Source organism: Salidesulfovibrio onnuriiensis, assembly GCF_008001235.1.
GTDB lineage: Bacteria > Desulfobacterota > Desulfovibrionia > Desulfovibrionales > Desulfovibrionaceae > Pseudodesulfovibrio > Pseudodesulfovibrio onnuriiensis.
Map to the genome: position 1 here is coordinate 139043 of NZ_CP040751.1, position 16420 is coordinate 155462.

Genomic DNA, 16420 nt, shown 5'->3' on the forward strand with positions numbered 1-16420 from the left:
GCCTACAATGTGGTCTATTTTATGAATAGTGCATACTGTGAAACCGTTTAGCGCCGACCAATAAAATACTATTGACAGGCGAGCCACCTTATAGCGTTAGCAATTCTTCATCAATGTTTTTATCAACCGGGCGTCCCTCAAAGCTTTGCGTGGGGCGCCCGCGCGTCAGCGCAAATATCTTTCCTTATCCTTATTTGAATATTCATTCCACTCTCGAAGTTCCCACTGAGATGGATTATTTGTCTTATCATTTAATTTATTAATATATTTATTATAAGTTTTTTCATCTGCATCTGGCCACTTGGGCAATGCGCCTTGAGATTTTTGGGCAGTATCAATATCCAGATTTCTCAGGACAATACTATCAATCGGACAATGAGGAGGTTCATGCTTAATTATTCCAGCACACCAAAGATATTTCAGATACATATTGAGTAATTTCTGAGCGACTCCAAAAGTCATCTTGCCTTTAAACAGGCAACTTTTTAAATCATCCTCCATTGATCTCTCGACCAAAGATTCTATGTTCGCAAGATGCTCCTTTTCATCAACTTTTCCTGCAACATATTTTTTCTCAAGGTCGTACAAGAAGTCCTGAAAGGTGTAATATACGAAATAGCGCTCATTATCTTTAGCACCTTTCACATACGTCTTCCGCACCCTGTTTGCCACGGCAGCAGACCACGCATTGGAAAAGAAAACGTCGCGTAAAAAGCCAAGTTTCAAATCATCGATCTTTGTTCCAGACATAACTACCCCAACTCCTGTTCCGTTCTGCTGATAATCTCTTCCTGATGATCCCTGTCCAGATCCACGAAGTAGTCACTGTACCCCGCAACCCGCACCAGCAGGTTCCGGTACTCGTCCGGGTTCTCCTGGGCCAGCCGCAGGGTTCTGGTGTCCACCACGTTGAACTGGATGTGGTGCCCGCCCAGGGTGAAATAGGTGCGCACCAGGCCGCAGAGCTTGTCCAGGTCGCGGTCCGTGGCCAGCACGCTGGGCAGGAAGCGCTGGTTCAGCAGGGTGCCGCCGGACTTGGCCTGATCCATCTTGCTCAATGATTTGACCACGGCCGTGGGCCCGTTGCGGTCCGCCCCGTGGGATGGAGAGGTGCCGTCCGACTCGGGCAGATGCGCCCTGCGCCCGTTGGGCGTGGCCCCGAGCATCTTGCCGAAGTAGACGTGGCAGGTGGTGGAGAGCATGTTCAGGTGGTAGCGCCCGCCCTTGGTGTTCAGACGTCCGTCAATGGTCTGGAACAGGGACTCGTAGACCCGGCGCATGATGTCGTCGGCCCGGTCGTCGTCGTTGCCGAAAAACGGGGTCCGGTTCCAGAGCCGCAGCCGCAAGGGTTCGGCCCCCTCGAAATCGTTTTCGAGCGCCTCCAGCAGGTCGGCCATGGACAGGCCGCCCTCGAACACATGGGTCTTGAGCGCGGAAAGGCTGTCCGTGACCGTGCCGATGCCGCAGCACTGGATGTAGCTGGTGTTGTAGCGCGGCCCGCCGTCGTAGTAGTCGCGCCCCTTGTCGATGCAGTCGCGGATGACCACGGACAGGAACGGCGCGGGCGAATGCTTGGCGTACATGCGCTCGATGTAGTTATTGACCCGCACCTTGAGGTCCACCACGTGTTCCAGCTGGCGGACAAAGGCGTCGTAGAGTTCCTCGTATGTTTCAAAGGCCTCGGGGTCTCCGGTTTCCAGGCCCACCCTGCGGCCCGTGAGCGGGTCCACGCCGTTGTTGAGCGTGACCTCCAGCACCTTGGGCACGTTGAGGTAGCCGGTGAGAATGTAGGCCTCCTTGCCGAACGCGCCGGTCTCGATGCATCCGCTGGTGCCGCCCTCGCGCGCATCCTCCACGAATTTTCCCGCGCGCACCTGCTCCATGACCACCAAATCCGAATTGAACACCGAGGGATAGCCGTAGCCCTGGCGGATGACCCTGGACGCGGCCCGCAGCAGCCGTTCGGGCGTACGCTCGCTCACATGCACGCTGGGCTGGGGCTGCAGCAGATGCAGGTCGTCCACCACCTCCAGGATCAGGCTGGAAACCTCGTTGCTGCCGTCCGAGCCGTCCCGCTTCAGCCCGCCGATGTTGATCTGGGTGAAATCGTTGTAGGTGCCGCTCTCCTTGGCCGTGACCCCCACCTTGGGGGGTGCCGGGTGGTTGTTGACCTTGATCCAGAAGCAGCTCAGCAGCTCTTTGGCCGCCTCGCGGCTCAGGGTGCCGTCAGCAATGCCCTGCTCGTAGAACGGTCCCAGGTGCTGGTCCAGATGGCCCGGGCTCATGGCGTCCCAGCCGTTGAGCTCGGTGATGGCGCCCAGGTGCACGAACCAGTACATCTGGAGAGCCTCCCAGAAGTCGCGCGGCCGGTGCGCGGGCACGCGGCGGCAGACGTCGGCCATGCGCCGCAGTTCGGCCTCACGCGCCGGGTCGTCGGTCTGGTCGGCCATGTGGTCGGCCAGCTCCGCATGACGGGCCGCGAACAGCATGACCGCGTTGCAGGCGATGTCCATGGCCTTGAGCTGCTCGGCCTTGTCCGAAGCCTCGGCGTCGTTCAGGAAATCCAGTGCGGCCAGCCTGCCGGTGATGCGCGCCTTGAAATCGAGCATGCCCGTTTCGTAGATGATGCCGTCCAGGGCCGTGTGCCCGGGGGCGCGCTGTTCCATGAACTCGGTGAACAGCCCGCACTCGTAGGCGGCCTTCCAATCCTCGGGCACGTGGCTGAATACGCGGTCGCGCATGGACCGGCCCTGCCAGTACGGGATGACCACGTCCTCGTAGGTCCCGATGTCTTCCTCGGCAACGTCGTAGCGGGCCATGGACCGGGAATTGAGGATGCGCAGGTCCTCGGCCGAATGGCAGGTAAGCTCAGGGAAGGTGGGCACGGCCTTGGGGCGCGGCCCGCGCTCGCCCACAATGAGTTCCAGTTCACCGATGTACAGGGTCTTGCGGGCGCACAGCTCATGGAAAAACCTGGCCCGGAGCACGGGCAGGGAGTATTTGCCGTAATTCTCGCGGTAGAATTCCGTCTCCATGACGGCCCGTTCGATGGAGATGGAGGGCACGGCCTCGAAACTTTCCTTCCTGAGTCTTTCTATACGCTCGTTCATATCAACCTCCCACGCGAACATTCAGCCCGTGGCGCTTGAGTATGGTGACGGCCCGCTCCACCCGGCCGTTCTCGAATCTGGGGATATCGCTGCCGGGGTAGTCCATCCCCAGCTTGGCGTACTTGCTCCTGGCCGCCGCATGGTAGGGCAGCACGTCCACCCGATGGACCCCGGGCAGCCCCGCCGCGAACGCGCCCGTGGCCTCCAGGTTGGCCTCGTCGTCATTGATGCCGGGCATGAGCGGGATGCGCACGGCCATGTCCTTTCCCGACGCGGCCAGGGCCGCGATGTTGGCCAGGATGTCCGTGTTGGACACGCCCGTGTACTTTCGGTGCGTCTCGTCGTCCATGTGCTTGAGGTCGAAAAGGAACAGATCCGTGGCCCCGGCCACATCCAGCAGCACGCCGCGCCCGGCGAATCCGCTGGTATCCACGGCCCGGTGCACGCCCAGGCCGCCGCAGGCCATGAGCAATTCCTTGAGAAAAGAAGGCTGCATGAGCGGCTCGCCCCCGGAAAAGGTCACGCCCCCGCCGGTCTGGTCATAGAAGGGCATGTCCTTGCGCACGGCCTCCATGACCGACTCCACGCTCTCGCGGCTGCCGGTGCGCTCGTGGGCCAGGGCTGGGCAGACATCCACGCAGGTCCCGCACTGGTCGCAGGCCCCCCTGTCGCGGGAAATCCCCTGCTCGGTCAGGGTCAGGGCCCGTTGCGGGCAGGCCCGGACACACTCGCCGCAGCCCACGCACCTGTCGGCCACGGTGACCACGTCGATCTTCGGGGAAAGGCCTTCGGGATTGTGGCACCAGGCACAGGACAGCGGGCAGCCCTTGAGGAACACGGTGGTCCGGATGTTGGGGCCGTCGTGGATGGCGTAGCGCTTGATGGCGAATATGGTTCCCTGCGTGCTCATGGGCCTCATCGGTTTTTCGGTATTCCTCTGCATAAGCCGGTTGCTAATTCCGGGCAAGACGCTTGGCGGGGCCCCCGAATATTATTTCCCGGCCGCAGGAATGCGACCCGGATTTTGTAAAAGGCAGCCGCCGCAAGCCGAAGAAACCACAGCCTGCGGGCGGACGCTGCGTGGGAGACAAAAGTATAAACCAGGCTTTATTTCGTCAACTTACTGAACAGATTGGATATTATAATACCAGCCCCACACGGTATGCAGTATGAAGGAAACTGAACAGCCCCGACAAGCATGGAGTCCCCGATGCCCACGCTCCTGAAAAACAAGCCTTTGCTCATCGTTTCCGCATTCATCATCCTGTCCGACCTGCTGTTCATCGCCATCAACTATTATTCAGCCCTCAACGCCGTCAACGCGGATACCCGGCGCTGGGCCAAAGAGGCCCAGCACGTCTTCGCCCTGAGCATGGAGGCGAAAGCCACGAGCATGCAGCAGCTGGCCTCCTTCGTGGCCAACATCCCCCAGGTGCAGAAGCTCTTCCACCAGGCCCAGCTCGTCAATGACCAGCCCGATTCGGCGGCAAGGGAGGCCGAGCTTTCCGACATCCGTTCGCGGCTCCACGCCTTTGTCGAACCAAGCTGGCAGCAGATGACCTCCCAGTACGACGTACGCCAGCTGCACTTCCATTTCGGGCCGGGGTCGACCTCGTTCCTCCGGGTCCACCGTCCCGAAAAGCACGGGGACAACATGGACGAAGTCCGCTACACCGTGGTGGACGTCAACCGGCTGCACCGGCCGGTGAAGGGCTTTGAAACCGGCAGGGTCTATTCCGGTATCAGGGGAGTCGTCCCGGTTTCCATGCCGGACAAGGACGGCCGCGCCACCCACGTGGGAGCCCTGGAGGCGGGCACCTCGTTCACGGTCATGCTCAAAGCCCTTGCCGCGGAACTGGACAGCAACATCGCCGTGCTCCTGCATGAAAAGCACATCAGGCAAAACATGTGGCCCGAGTTCGTCAAGAAGCACTTCGGCGAGAACAGGACCGTGGACGATTATTACGTGGAATGCAGCACCGCCCCCACGCCCCGTGATTTCCTTTCGCAATCGCCGGTGACCACCCTCCTGAACTCGGGCCATGGGGCCGAATTCCTTGCCGGGGACACGCCCATCCAGGTCGGCGTTTTCCCGCTGCGGGACTACCGGGGCACCATCGATTTCAACCTCCCCGACTCCGGGGCCGTGGTCATCTGGAAGGACGCCACCGAAAAATGGGACCTGCTGCGCAAAAGCCTGTTCAACAACATCCTGTATTCCCTGGTCGCCCTGTTCTTTGTCGAGGCCGCCCTGGTCGTGGGCTGGCGGCTTTCCCAGCGCCACCTCAGGACCATCATCCGCAGGCAGACCCGCAAACTGCGGGAACTGGCCACGCACGACGCCCTGACCGGGATCTACAACCGCAGGGCCATCGAACGGATCCTCATTGAGGAAACCCACCGGGCACGGCGGCACGGCTCCCCGTTCGCGGTGCTCATGTTCGACATCGACCACTTCAAGCGGGTGAACGACACCTTTGGCCACAATGCCGGGGACGAGGTTCTCCGCAAGGTGAGCGAAACCGTGACCTCCCTGGTCAGGACCACGGACCGGTTCGGCCGCTGGGGCGGGGAGGAGTTCCTGCTCCTGGCCACGGACACCGATATCGAGGCGGCCGCCGTCCTGGCCGAGCGTATCCGCGAGGCCGTGGCCGAAACGCGCTTCACCACGGCGGAGCCCGTCACCATCAGCCTCGGCGTCGCCCGGTACCAGCCGGACGAGACCTACGAAAACCTCGTGCAGCGGGCCGACACCGCCCTGTACAAGGCCAAGGACAGCGGAAGAGACAGAGTCTGCGTGGCCGACTGACCCTCTCCCGGCCCATGAATGCCCGTGGGCCATCCCGCCCTGCGGACTCCATGATTTCTTTCCTGCCGAACATGCCGCCAACCCTGAATATCATTGCCGCCGATTGAACCAGGGGTATCAATACTGTATAGTATCCCGTAGTATCCTGACTGAGGCCCCGGAACGCACCCCGGCAAAAGGCAACCGCCATGCCCCGGATCCGTCGGAACATGAAAAGGCTTCCCCTCTGGGCAAAGCTCTTTATCGGCACCTCGCTGGGCACCCTGCTGGTGGTGGCGGCAAGCAGCCTGCTGCTCTTCTGGGTCATCCATTTCTCCGTCGAGCAGGACATCCGGAAGCACCTCACCCGCAGCACGGCGTCCATACGCGACCTTGTCCGGACCACGGTGAACACGGCGATCCACAACCACCTGCGGGCGGTGGCCGAAAAGAACAGGGATATCGTCGCCCATTTCCACGAGCTGGCCCGGCAGGGACGCATGAGCGAGGAGGAGGCAAAGGCCAGGGCCGCCGAAGTGCTCCTGAGCCAGCCCATCGGAAAGACCGGGTACCTGTTCTGTGTGGACAGCAAAGTCATCATGCGAGTCCACCCCAAGGCGTCCATGCATGGCGCCGACGTCAACCAATTCCCCTTGAGCAAGATCCAGCGGGAGCTGAAAAACGGGTATGTGGAATACGAGTGGGCCAACCCCGGCGAGTCGGCTCCGAGGCCCAAGTCCCTGTACATGGCCTATTTCGAGCCATGGGACTGGATCATCTCCGCCTCCTCATACCGTGAGGAATTCCTGGAGCTGATCCGGCTGGACGACTTCCGGGAAAGCGTTCTTGCCCACACCATCGGCGACACCGGGTACTCCTTCATCATGGCCGACAACGGCACGCTGATCATCCATCCCAGGTACGAAGGCGTCAATGTCCTGACCTCCACCGACCCCATGGGCAACGCCTTTCCGGGGGGGCTGCTCAAGGGAGACAGCGGCACCATAGCCTACGACTGGATCAACCCCGGGGAAACAAAATACAGGAAGAAAATCGCGGTCTACGATTCGATCCCTGAACTGGGATGGATCGTCGCATCCACGGAATACCTCGACGAGGTGGAGCGCCCGCTCCACCTGCTGACATACGTGGTGACCGCAACGACCGTGGGCATGGTGCTCCTGCTCTTCCTCATGTCCTGGAGGGTCGCCCGGGTCGCGACCAGGCCGCTGCCCTCCCTGATGCAGGCCTTCGAGGAAGGCGCGGGAGGCAAGCTTTCCCTGCGCATGGACGAGGAGCTGGGCGGAGAATTCGGGAAGTTGGCGGCATACTACAACCACTTCATGGACAACCTGGAAGCCTCCCGCGACCGGCTCGCCGAGTCCGAGGAAAAATACCGCACGATCTTCGAACAGGCCGTTGAAGGCATGTTCCAGGTCCTGCCCGAGGGAATATTTGTGAGCATCAACCCGGCCATGGCCCGCATCTTCGGGTATTCCGGCCCCGAGGAGATGCTTGCGGAAGTGGGAAACATCACCAAGAGCCTCTATGTCGAGCCCACGGACAGGGAAAAACTGTACAGGGAGCTGCTCGACAAGGGGAAGGTGCTCGGTGTTCCCATCCGCCTGCGGCGTCGCGACGGCAGCATCTTCTGGGGCGAAGTGTCCGAGAGGATGGTGCTGGACCACAACGGCAGATTCGTCCTTGTGGAAGGCATCCTCAAGGACGTCACCGCACAGCACGACTTCATGGACAACCTCGCCAGGACAAAGGCGGAGGCGGAGGCGGCCAGCCAGCTCAAGTCGGATTTCCTCATCATGATCTCCCACGAGATGCGCACCCCCCTGACCTCCATTCTCGGCTTTGCCCGGATGATCAAGCGGCAGTTGCAGTCCAAGGTGGTGCCCGCCATTGATCCGGCGGACGAGGACACTTTCAGGACAATCGAAAAAGCGGCCGGAAACCTGGCCATCATGGAAACCGAAAGCTCCCGGCTGGCCAAGCTGATCGACGACATGCTCGACTTCGCCGGGCTGGAGGCCGGTGAAATCATTCTGTGCGTCAAACCGGCCAACCCCGGGGCCCTGGCGGAACAGGCCGTGGAAGCCGTGTCCGGCTCCGCTGCCGCCAAAGGACTTTCATTGGAACTGGATACCCCGGCGCAGCTGCCCGACGTCGTGGCGGACCGCGACCGCATCTTCCAGGTGCTCACCCATCTCCTGGGCAATGCCGTGAAGTTTACTTCGGAAGGCGGGGTGACCCTTTCGGCCGTCCCGCGGGAAGAGGAAATGGAATTCATCATCAGGGATACGGGCGCCGGAATCCCCCCGGAATCCCGGGAACGCATATTCGACCACTTCACGCAGCTCGGGGACCCCTTGACCGACAAGCCCCGGGGGGCGGGGCTCGGGCTGGCCCTGTGCCGGAGCATCATTGCCCTGCACCGGGGCCGCATCTGGGTCGAATCCGAACCGGGCCAGGGCAGCGCCTTCCACTTCACGCTTCCGTTGTCAAAGGGCGGGGACTGACGCGCCACTCCTCCCCGTTCGCACGGCCCGAGGCACGAAAAAAACGGCCCATGACAAAACATGGACCGTTTATTGTCTCATAATGTTCTCAGGAGCACTCAGCCTGCGGGAATCGCCTGGTGGTAGACGGTCTGGGTGGGGAAGGCCATTTCCAATCCCGCCTCGGTAAAGCGTTTCAGGATGGACATGTTCACCTCGGTGTTGGTTTCGATGATGTCCGAGCCCTTGTTGATCCAGTAGATGAAGATCAGGTTCATGGAGAAATCCCCGAAACCGGAAAAACCAACCCGATGCTTGCCATCCAGGTGCGCATTGCCTGCCGCGATGTCGTTGAGGATATCTATGGCCTGCTGCATCTGCGTCTCGTCCATGTCGTAGGTCAAGCCGATGGTGGTCACCACCTTGCGCCCGGGCTCCGACGAGATATTCTCCACGGAGGAATTCTGGAAGACCGCGTTGGGCAGGGTCACGATTCGTCCCTCCAGGGTTTTCAGCCGGGTGCTGCGAAGCCCCACCTCGACCACCGTGCCGTCGATGCCGTCGACCACGATACGGTTGCCCACCGTGAAGGGGCGGTCCGTGAATACGGTGAACCCGCCGAAGAGGTTGGAGACCATGTCCTTGGCGGCCATGGCCATGGCCAGACCGCCGATGCCCAGCCCGGCCAGGATGGCGCCCACATCGTAGCCCGCGTTGTCCAGCCCCACGATGACGGCAACCACCCAGACCATCATCTTCACGCCCTTGCTGACGATGGGCAGGATCTGGTCGTCCAGATCGCTCTCGGACTTGTCGGCCAGGGGCTTGATGTAGTGATGGACGATGGCGTCGAAGAATCGGGTGATAAACCAGGCGGCCGCAATGATGACCAGGATGTAGATGCCCTTGTCCAGCCAGAACTCGGCCGTTTCCGGCAGGGTCAGGCGGCCCAGGCCGATGCCGATGCCGAGCACCACGAGCCCGAAGGTCAGCGGTTCCTCGACCGTGTCCACGAGAATGTCGTCGACCTTGGTCTTGGTCCTGGCCGTCAGCTTGCGCATGACGTTCTTGAAGATCCAGTAGACGATCTTGCCCACGACCAGCGAGGCCACGATAATGCCGAGCGCGATGCTCCACTCCCATATGGTGTTGCCGTAATACGTCTTGTCCAGCATATCCTCTCCTTGCAGTGATTCCGGGGATTCTGATGCAAACAATGATCTTTTTCAAGAGCGGCGGGCATATTCACGCCCATGACCGCCCATAAGAAAAGGGTTCCGGCTGTAGCCGGAACCCTTTTGATTGCTGGTACCGAGGAAGAGACATGAAGGGCACATTCAGTTACTAGACTGAATATACTACTTTTTTTCTCCAGCCTTCATCATTATTCCTCGAACTTTGTACCAAGCCAATGTATCACAAAATGCCTCGGAGACAAAGTTTCATCCTGCGCAATAGAGTGCAGGAAAGCACGCCAATCCAGAGGGGGGCCAGAAGTATCTACTTTACAATGGACCTATTATACGGAAACGTTACAGGTGGGCTTCAAACCCATCGCGCGAGCCACCCCGCAGGGCGCCCTTTTACATTTTCCTGACAGGCTAGAGGTCCGACCCTGAACGTCCCACTGCAATAAGGGCAATGAGCCCATACAAGCCGGTGACAGCCAACAGGCCCAATTCCCAGTTGGGCGGATTCTTGCGAAACCGTATACGGTACACCGCCATGTACAGCCCCATGCACAAAAGCACCCCCGCGACATTCCACAACGGCCATGCATAAAAATGTTTGATATTCAATGGCTTAAAATGTGTAAAGGGGCTGTTTGCCTCTAAAGTGAACGGAAAGATCAAAGAAGCCAGTTTGTCCCGCTCCACCTTGGAAGTACGGTCAACATGCAAAACATATCGGTGTACAGGTTTCCAGTGGTTATCCAGGGCCGTGCCCTGCACGAAGTCTTCACCGCGAAGCTGCACGACGCGATTCAGGGGGGAGGTCAACAACATGACCACATCCTTGTCCGGATTGTAGCCGTCCAAAGGCAAACGAATCAACTCGTAGTTTTTGCAAAAAACAATAAACACATCGTTTTGGGTAACGATGGCGCAATAGAACTCCCTGCGTTCGTCTTCTTTGACGAAAATGGAACGTACAGGTTGGTCGAATCGCTTGCCCGTATTGATGCACAGCGGTTCACCACGAACCATGCGCAAATGAAAGAGCATGTTGGTATCGTCCACCAGAAAATAGCCCCAATCAAAAGGCTTGCGGGTGTCCGGTTCGCCACCAATGGCGCGAGCGGGAAATGTAAACCCGGCCTGCAGCATCGCCGAGGTGAATTGCTCGGTTTTTTCCCTGTCCACTGAGTTGGTTTCACAACGCAAAAATTCGATTCCATCCCTCAGCCGAAACATGTCCGCAGCCATCTCAAGAGAAGCACCCTCCGGCTCGGATTCAAGCAGCATGTGCAGCCCGCATGAAGGCACATTGATGTCCTTGGGTGAAATGCGTACGAACTGCAACTGACGCGAGGCCTCTCCCGGGGTGACAGGAACGCCGCCCACCGTCTGGGGGAATTGGTTCCACTTGACCAAAGCCGTGCGGTAGAGGAACGGTAGGGAACACATGTACTGTCGCAAGGTCAATATATTGTCTTGCTCGTCGACCGCCCCTCTGTTGCCCTGCATGACGAACCGCTCCAGCACCGGGCTATAGTAGAGAATTGGGGTGTTGACCCTGACACTGGTGGACTTGGCAAACAGGCCTGGCAGCACCATTGCCAGCACCATAACTATGACCGCTATGGCGGAAATCCGCGCGAAAGCTACCATGCTCCCCCCCGTTTGACCCTGAAGGCTGCCAGTTCGATGGGCAAGATCCACAAAAGACAGCCCAGTGCGTAAAGTACGATGGTGTGCTCATATGCACCCTGCATGGAAGAGGCAGTAAGTCCGTGCACAAACAAGGCCGTCACCGCTCCATGCACAAATTTATGTGGCCAGGCTGGTTCCATAACAACCAGAACCGTACCCAGGTAAGCGGGAATGCTTGCCAGCAGCCATGGGGCACAGGTAAGCACCGCAATGCAAACCGCTTCCACAGGCATGAAGGCCCCGACGATACAAGCCAACCCGCTCACTGCGGCCAGACCGACCACCGCGGTGCAAATCAGTCCCACTCCCACCATGAAATACACGGCCTTGCGCCGGGGCACTGGCAGATGGAACAACAGGCGCAATCGATTGTCAGTGCATTCGGGTACGAACTGGAACAAGGCAAACCATACGGATACGCACACGAACACATACCTGAGGTCCGAATAAAAAACCTTGTCCAGCAAAGCCACATCGTACCAAAGCATGACGGGGCCGATCATCTCATTGACATGACGAAAGTCGACCAGCGCCAGGGCCAAAGCGACAAGCACCGCGGCCAAGGGCACCCAGAACACCAAACGAAGCTTCAGCCATTCCTTGTATGCCAAAGCAGCAAACATACCTTTTTCCGCCTCTCAATATTTCCCGGTTATGCCGATGAAGGCGTCCTCGAAATCCATAGGCATCTCAACCATGCCCTCCACGGGAATACCCTGGCCGGAAAGATGCGTAGCCATTTCTTCCAGGCCGCAATGGCCAAACACATTGGAGAAGGAACGCTCATGTTCCAGGGCAACCACAGGGCCGTCGATCCGCAACTGTTCCAAGGCGTCACAGGACGGCAACCGGTAGCGCTTGAAAGAGGTCATAAATTCGTCCTTACGCCCCGTCACCAAAACCTTGCCGTGCTGGATTATGATCATGCGATCAATGAGCCTATCCAAATCCTGAACCACGTGAGAGGTAAGCAGCACCGAGGTCCCGCGCTCCCGGACGTATTCCTGCAAGAAATCCAAAAACAGGCGGCGATAGCCCACGTCGAGTCCCATGGAATAGTCGTCCAGGATCATCAGCTTGGGGTTTTGGGCCATGATCAGGCCAAGCACAACCTGGGAACGCTGACCGCAGGACATGCGAGAAATCCTGCGGTCATGCGAAGCGTCCAACCGACTTACCAGATCGTAGAAAACGTCTCTTTCCCACCTTGGATAGAATTGAGAATGAAAACGCTCTATCTCCTTAATGCTCATGAAGTCGTACTGGATGAACTTCTCATGCAGCAGCCCGATATCGCGGCGCACTTCCGGGCTGATGCCATGGCTCGGCTGCCCCAGAACATGGCATTCTCCGGACAAGGGACGCAGGAAGCCCATGAGGATGTTGATCGTCGTGGTTTTCCCAGCCCCATTCTTGCCCAGCAACCCGAATATGCCGCCCGGCTCCACGTCGAAGTCAAGCCCGTCAAGCACGACCTTATCGCCGTATCCATGCCGCAGGTCGCGGCACGAGATAATCGGTTTCATGTTCGTCTCCTAGAAGGTGTAGGAAGCGCCGGCCCAAAATTGGCGACCTGCAGCCCTGTTGCTTTCCTTGTCGATAATGGCCGTATCGTCAAAAACGTTGTCAATGGTCAGATCAAGCTGAAGCGCTTGGCTGGCGTTACTCCACAGCTCATAACCAAACTTCCAGTCCCATATGACGGAAGGGGAGAGCGTGGCGTCCTCGTACTTGAGATATTTCTCGCCGCCGACAACCTGGGTTCCTTTGGCAAAGATGGTCTCCACCTCCCCCAGATAACGGGTTACATTGGTGAACTTCAGTTTGTCGAAGAACGTGCCTTCGTAAGTGAATGTTCCCACCCAGGGACGGTTGAAATTGCTGGCCGGCATCTGGCTTCTATCGATGAGCGAGCCGTTGTAATACACCTTGTCGTAGTTGATGGACGAGGAAGATCCGTCGTTGTTGGAGTCGGAGAAATCGTTGAAGTTGGTCTCCTGATCCGAATGAGTGATCCCCAGAGAGAAGCGATGATCGTCGATGGTCTTTGCCAGCTTGAGCGTATACCCCCAGTATTCCGTCTCGCCGTCGTTGGTCAGTTTGTACTTCCAAATGCCGGATATGTTCTTCATGCTTGTCGCAAATTGTTCATGTCCCTTGCGTTTCACCCACTCCAAGGACGCATCCAACCCAAAGAGGTCGCCTCGGACTCCGAACATCAATTCGTCAGAATACGGAGTGTTCAGTCCGTCGAGGGAATAGTCGTATTGGCTGGATGTCGTTGCCGTCCAGCTGGACAAGTTGCCCGCCCCGTCAATGGTGCGGGAATAACGCTGCAACGGATTACGCACCCGAAGGGCATAGGAAAGAAGGTTTGCGCCATAATATCGGTTCGCGCCCGCGGTGAACACGAGATCCTGATCCCCCAACACGTCCAGTTCCGCAGTGAATCGAGGAGCCAAGTTGATGTTTTCCAACAAATCATCGTATTCCAAACGCGCCCCTGGACGAACCCTGAGCCGCTTCCAGGACAACTCGTCCTGCATGTAGTAGGCAAAGGAGTTGTACCCAGTGCTGCGTTTGCCCTTTGCCTGCATACTTTTCAAGCGGGTGTACTGCTCGCCGGCAATGACGCCTCCTTCACCGTTGTCGATCACATTGCCCGACGTTGTGGGGCTGTAGTAGGTGACGAAATCGTTTTCCTGATCGTAGACCCCGCTTACGTTTTCATAGACAAATCCCGAATTGAGCACATTGCTGGAGGACCACATTGCGACGGGCACGGAAACGTAATCCATCGCCATGGTCAGATCGCGCTGGCGGGTATAGGTGGATCCGTAACCGCCTTCATTGGCATTTGTGGAATGACTGCCCCACTGGGTGGAGGTGGTGCCGCCGCCCTTGGTCCAGGTAATATGTTCCGTGGCCTCGGAATCGCGTCGCGTTTCAGTCTCGGAAAAGGCGGTGGTCAAAGTGAAAGTGCCTGGTTCCAGTTCATTTTCGTATTTCAACGTCACTTTCCGCGTGGGTTTCTCCAGCTCATAATCCGAGTCCTTGGTATCCGCTACGAACTTGGTGGATGAATAGGTGTCGAAAAGCACCGAGATATCGAGAGAACTCTTGTCGGTAACATCCAGGGAAAGCTTACCGAACACATCATTTTTCGTGCTGTACTGGTTCCGCCGGTCTTCCATATAGAACAGGGGCACCGTGGAGTGCTTCAAACTGTAGGACAGAATGGCCCCCGCGGTATCCGACATGGGGAGATCCATATAGGCCGAAACGTTGTGTTTGCTAAATTTCGGATTGCCCTGGCTATTCGTTGTGGATCCTTCAAATTCCTCCCGATCCGCCGGCCGCTGATTGGCCCACGTGTCCCGGGTGTGCTGATAAGATATCTTACCGCCGAACTCGCTCGCAGGTTTTCGGGTCTCGGCATCCACCATACCGCCCACGAACTGACCGTATTGGGCCGGAACGTTACTGCTGTAAACCGTAATGGACTCCAGCAATTCAGTATCGATATAAGCGTTTTCCGCCTCACCGTAGACAAGACCGTTGGCCGGGGTCTCATCAATACCATAAGGATCAATGCGGTTGTTGTTTGAGACCCCGTCAATTGAGAAATTGTTCTCGTAGTATTTACCGCCGGAAATGGAGATCTTCGGTGCAAGGATGCTGCCGCCGTTCAACGAGGATCGAGAACTGTCATCGAACTGGACGTTGGGCATAACCTTGAGGGCCTCGGTCACGCTGCCCGTTGAGTTGGGCATGCGTTCCAAGCTCTGTCGATCCAGGGCGGCCTTACCGCTTTCATCCCTTTCCTCATCCACGTCCACCGCTTCGAGACGAACCACATTTTCCGTTGCGTTATCATTCCTGCCCACCTCGTTGACGGCTTCTTCCGAAGCATATGCCGGAGAAAAGGCAAGCCCTCCCAAAAGGCACAGTATCAGCCATGATGTTTTGTTTTTCCTGTTGAAAAAACCAAATAAACTCATCCCATCCCCCCTTCATTAGATGAAGATGATAATCATCCTCATCATAAACAGACAACAAATCAAAAGGATGAAAACATCCCTCCATTGGGCACCAATAACATGTATAAATTATTGCAAATCCGGCGGAAGAACCGTGAATACCGCAGCCTTTTCAGGTACAAAATACCTTTCGGCCAAATCACTCAGCTGTGCAGCCTCGGCTTCACTGATAATCTGTGAAGCCTTTGCCGCCCGCATGAACGCATCCCTATGGCCACTTGCGACCTGAAGGAGTTGATATCGCCAGAACCCGAGACGGCTGGCCAGCTTCACACGCAGACCCAAGGCCTGCTTTCTGGCGCGGTCAAGCTCTTCGTCGATGACACCATTGCTGGCCAAATCGACTAAAATGGCGCGTACGGCCTGCTCCACCAGTTCATGCTTTCCGGCCTCGGTTTCCACCTGTACGGCCATGTAACCATAGCCTGGAAACTCTTTTGGTTGCATAAGATATGCTACTGGCGAGTAGGCAGCCCCAAGCGTTTCACGCAAAGTTAGGCGCAAGCGATCGGCCACGATACGCCGCAGCAGGCCCAGGAGGATTTCATTCTCCTGGGCTTCGTCCCCTGCAACAGACACGGGCAGCGCCATAATCACACCGGCTTGGGGAAGCGCCCTATTAATACGCGCCATGGAGCGCTCTCCGGCCGGAAAAGCCAGATGCATCGATTCCCGCGAAGTTCTGGTCCGTTGCTGCATTGTTCCGAAGAAACGACCCACCGCCTTTTCCACGATTCCCGGAACAAAATCCCCAGCCACGCACAAGGTCACCGGCCCCTGTTTGAACGCTGTGGCCACAAACCCCCGAACTTCCTCCAGGCTGAATCCTTTTACCAGCGAATAGTCCAAGTCTGCCAAATACCCGGTTCCGCCAGCAAGAAACCGCCGTCCTTCAGAGGCAAACATCCCCGCGCATGTACCCGCCTGGCGCACACCCTCGTTTTTGAGCATTGCCAAAGCGGAGCTATATTCATTTTCACGCACCACAGGATCCAACAACGCCGTACGCAGCAGGTGCATGGCCAGGTCCAGGTCGCTGTGCAGGCAGGTAACGGTAAGGACCATCCCTGAGGGTCTCATCTGCCAAGAAATATCCACCTTG

The 16420-nt window shown here is 57.8% G+C and carries 11 protein-coding genes; 2 read left to right on the forward strand and 9 right to left on the reverse strand.

Going from position 1 to position 16420, the window contains the following annotated elements:
• Positions 1–165: 165 nt before the first annotated feature.
• Genes FGL65_RS00620 through FGL65_RS00630 form a run of 3 tightly spaced genes read right to left on the reverse strand, consistent with a single transcriptional unit; the run spans position 166 to position 4020 of the window.
• A complete protein-coding gene (locus tag FGL65_RS00620) occupies positions 166–750 on the reverse strand; it encodes a hypothetical protein (protein WP_147818866.1) in 585 nt (194 codons plus the stop codon).
• Between the two features lie 2 nt (positions 751–752).
• A complete protein-coding gene (gene hypD, locus FGL65_RS00625) occupies positions 753–3110 on the reverse strand; it encodes a trans-4-hydroxy-L-proline dehydratase (RefSeq protein ID WP_147818868.1) in 2358 nt (785 codons plus the stop codon).
• A gap of 1 nt (position 3111) precedes the next feature.
• Positions 3112–4020: a glycyl-radical enzyme activating protein gene (locus tag FGL65_RS00630; protein ID WP_147818870.1), complete on the reverse strand. Its 909-nt coding sequence runs from the start codon at positions 4018–4020 to the stop codon at positions 3112–3114.
• A gap of 300 nt (positions 4021–4320) precedes the next feature.
• On the opposite strand from FGL65_RS00630, the gene FGL65_RS00635 reads away from it, so the two are divergent.
• Positions 4321–5919, forward strand: a complete 1599-nt coding sequence (locus FGL65_RS00635) for a sensor domain-containing diguanylate cyclase (RefSeq protein WP_187170473.1) — start codon at positions 4321–4323, stop codon at positions 5917–5919.
• A 209-nt stretch (positions 5920–6128) separates the two neighbouring features.
• Positions 6129–8426 carry a cache domain-containing protein gene (locus FGL65_RS00640; protein ID WP_187170474.1) on the forward strand — a complete coding sequence of 766 codons (2298 nt, stop codon included), beginning with the start codon at positions 6129–6131 and terminating at the stop codon, positions 8424–8426.
• A 98-nt stretch (positions 8427–8524) separates the two neighbouring features.
• On the opposite strand, the gene FGL65_RS00645 is transcribed toward FGL65_RS00640, so the two are convergent.
• The 6 genes from FGL65_RS00645 to FGL65_RS00670 all read right to left on the reverse strand — a co-directional run bounded on the left by FGL65_RS00645 (position 8525) and on the right by FGL65_RS00670 (position 16383).
• Entirely contained in the window at positions 8525–9580 is a 1056-nt protein-coding gene (locus FGL65_RS00645) for a mechanosensitive ion channel family protein (protein ID WP_147818876.1), read from the reverse strand.
• Between the two features lie 426 nt (positions 9581–10006).
• Positions 10007–11236 carry a DUF4857 domain-containing protein gene (locus tag FGL65_RS00650; protein ID WP_147818879.1) on the reverse strand — a complete coding sequence of 410 codons (1230 nt, stop codon included), beginning with the start codon at positions 11234–11236 and terminating at the stop codon, positions 10007–10009.
• The gene (locus FGL65_RS00655) at positions 11230–11901 is read right to left on the reverse strand and encodes a hypothetical protein (RefSeq protein ID WP_147818881.1); all 672 of its coding nucleotides are present in this window, start codon (positions 11899–11901) and stop codon (positions 11230–11232) included. Before FGL65_RS00655 ends, FGL65_RS00650 begins: the two co-directional genes overlap by 7 nt.
• 15 nt (positions 11902–11916) lie before the next feature.
• Complete coding sequence (locus tag FGL65_RS00660) at positions 11917–12804, reverse strand: ABC transporter ATP-binding protein (RefSeq protein WP_147818883.1); 888 nt, start codon at positions 12802–12804, stop codon at positions 11917–11919.
• 9 nt (positions 12805–12813) lie between these two features.
• The gene (locus tag FGL65_RS00665; protein ID WP_147818885.1) at positions 12814–15279 is read right to left on the reverse strand and encodes a TonB-dependent receptor plug domain-containing protein; all 2466 of its coding nucleotides are present in this window, start codon (positions 15277–15279) and stop codon (positions 12814–12816) included.
• A gap of 108 nt (positions 15280–15387) precedes the next feature.
• Positions 15388–16383, reverse strand: a complete 996-nt coding sequence (locus tag FGL65_RS00670; RefSeq protein WP_187170475.1) for a M16 family metallopeptidase — start codon at positions 16381–16383, stop codon at positions 15388–15390.
• Positions 16384–16420: the final 37 nt, after the last annotated feature.

What these genes read in the sequence shown, in the direction of transcription:
- FGL65_RS00650 (WP_147818879.1), bottom strand. Translation starts at nt 11,236, where the DNA reads ATGGTAGCTTTCGCGCGGATTTCCGCCATAGCGGTCATAGTTATGGTG.
- hypD (WP_147818868.1), bottom strand. Translation starts at nt 3,110, where the DNA reads ATGAACGAGCGTATAGAAAGACTCAGGAAGGAAAGTTTCGAGGCCGTG.
- FGL65_RS00645 (WP_147818876.1), bottom strand. Translation starts at nt 9,580, where the DNA reads ATGCTGGACAAGACGTATTACGGCAACACCATATGGGAGTGGAGCATC.
- FGL65_RS00630 (WP_147818870.1), bottom strand. Translation starts at nt 4,020, where the DNA reads ATGAGCACGCAGGGAACCATATTCGCCATCAAGCGCTACGCCATCCAC.
- FGL65_RS00655 (WP_147818881.1), bottom strand. Translation starts at nt 11,901, where the DNA reads ATGTTTGCTGCTTTGGCATACAAGGAATGGCTGAAGCTTCGTTTGGTG.
- FGL65_RS00635 (WP_187170473.1), top strand. Translation starts at nt 4,321, where the DNA reads ATGCCCACGCTCCTGAAAAACAAGCCTTTGCTCATCGTTTCCGCATTC.
- FGL65_RS00620 (WP_147818866.1), bottom strand. Translation starts at nt 750, where the DNA reads ATGTCTGGAACAAAGATCGATGATTTGAAACTTGGCTTTTTACGCGAC.
- FGL65_RS00670 (WP_187170475.1), bottom strand. Translation starts at nt 16,383, where the DNA reads ATGGTCCTTACCGTTACCTGCCTGCACAGCGACCTGGACCTGGCCATG.
- FGL65_RS00660 (WP_147818883.1), bottom strand. Translation starts at nt 12,804, where the DNA reads ATGAAACCGATTATCTCGTGCCGCGACCTGCGGCATGGATACGGCGAT.
- FGL65_RS00665 (WP_147818885.1), bottom strand. Translation starts at nt 15,279, where the DNA reads ATGAGTTTATTTGGTTTTTTCAACAGGAAAAACAAAACATCATGGCTG.
- FGL65_RS00640 (WP_187170474.1), top strand. Translation starts at nt 6,129, where the DNA reads ATGAAAAGGCTTCCCCTCTGGGCAAAGCTCTTTATCGGCACCTCGCTG.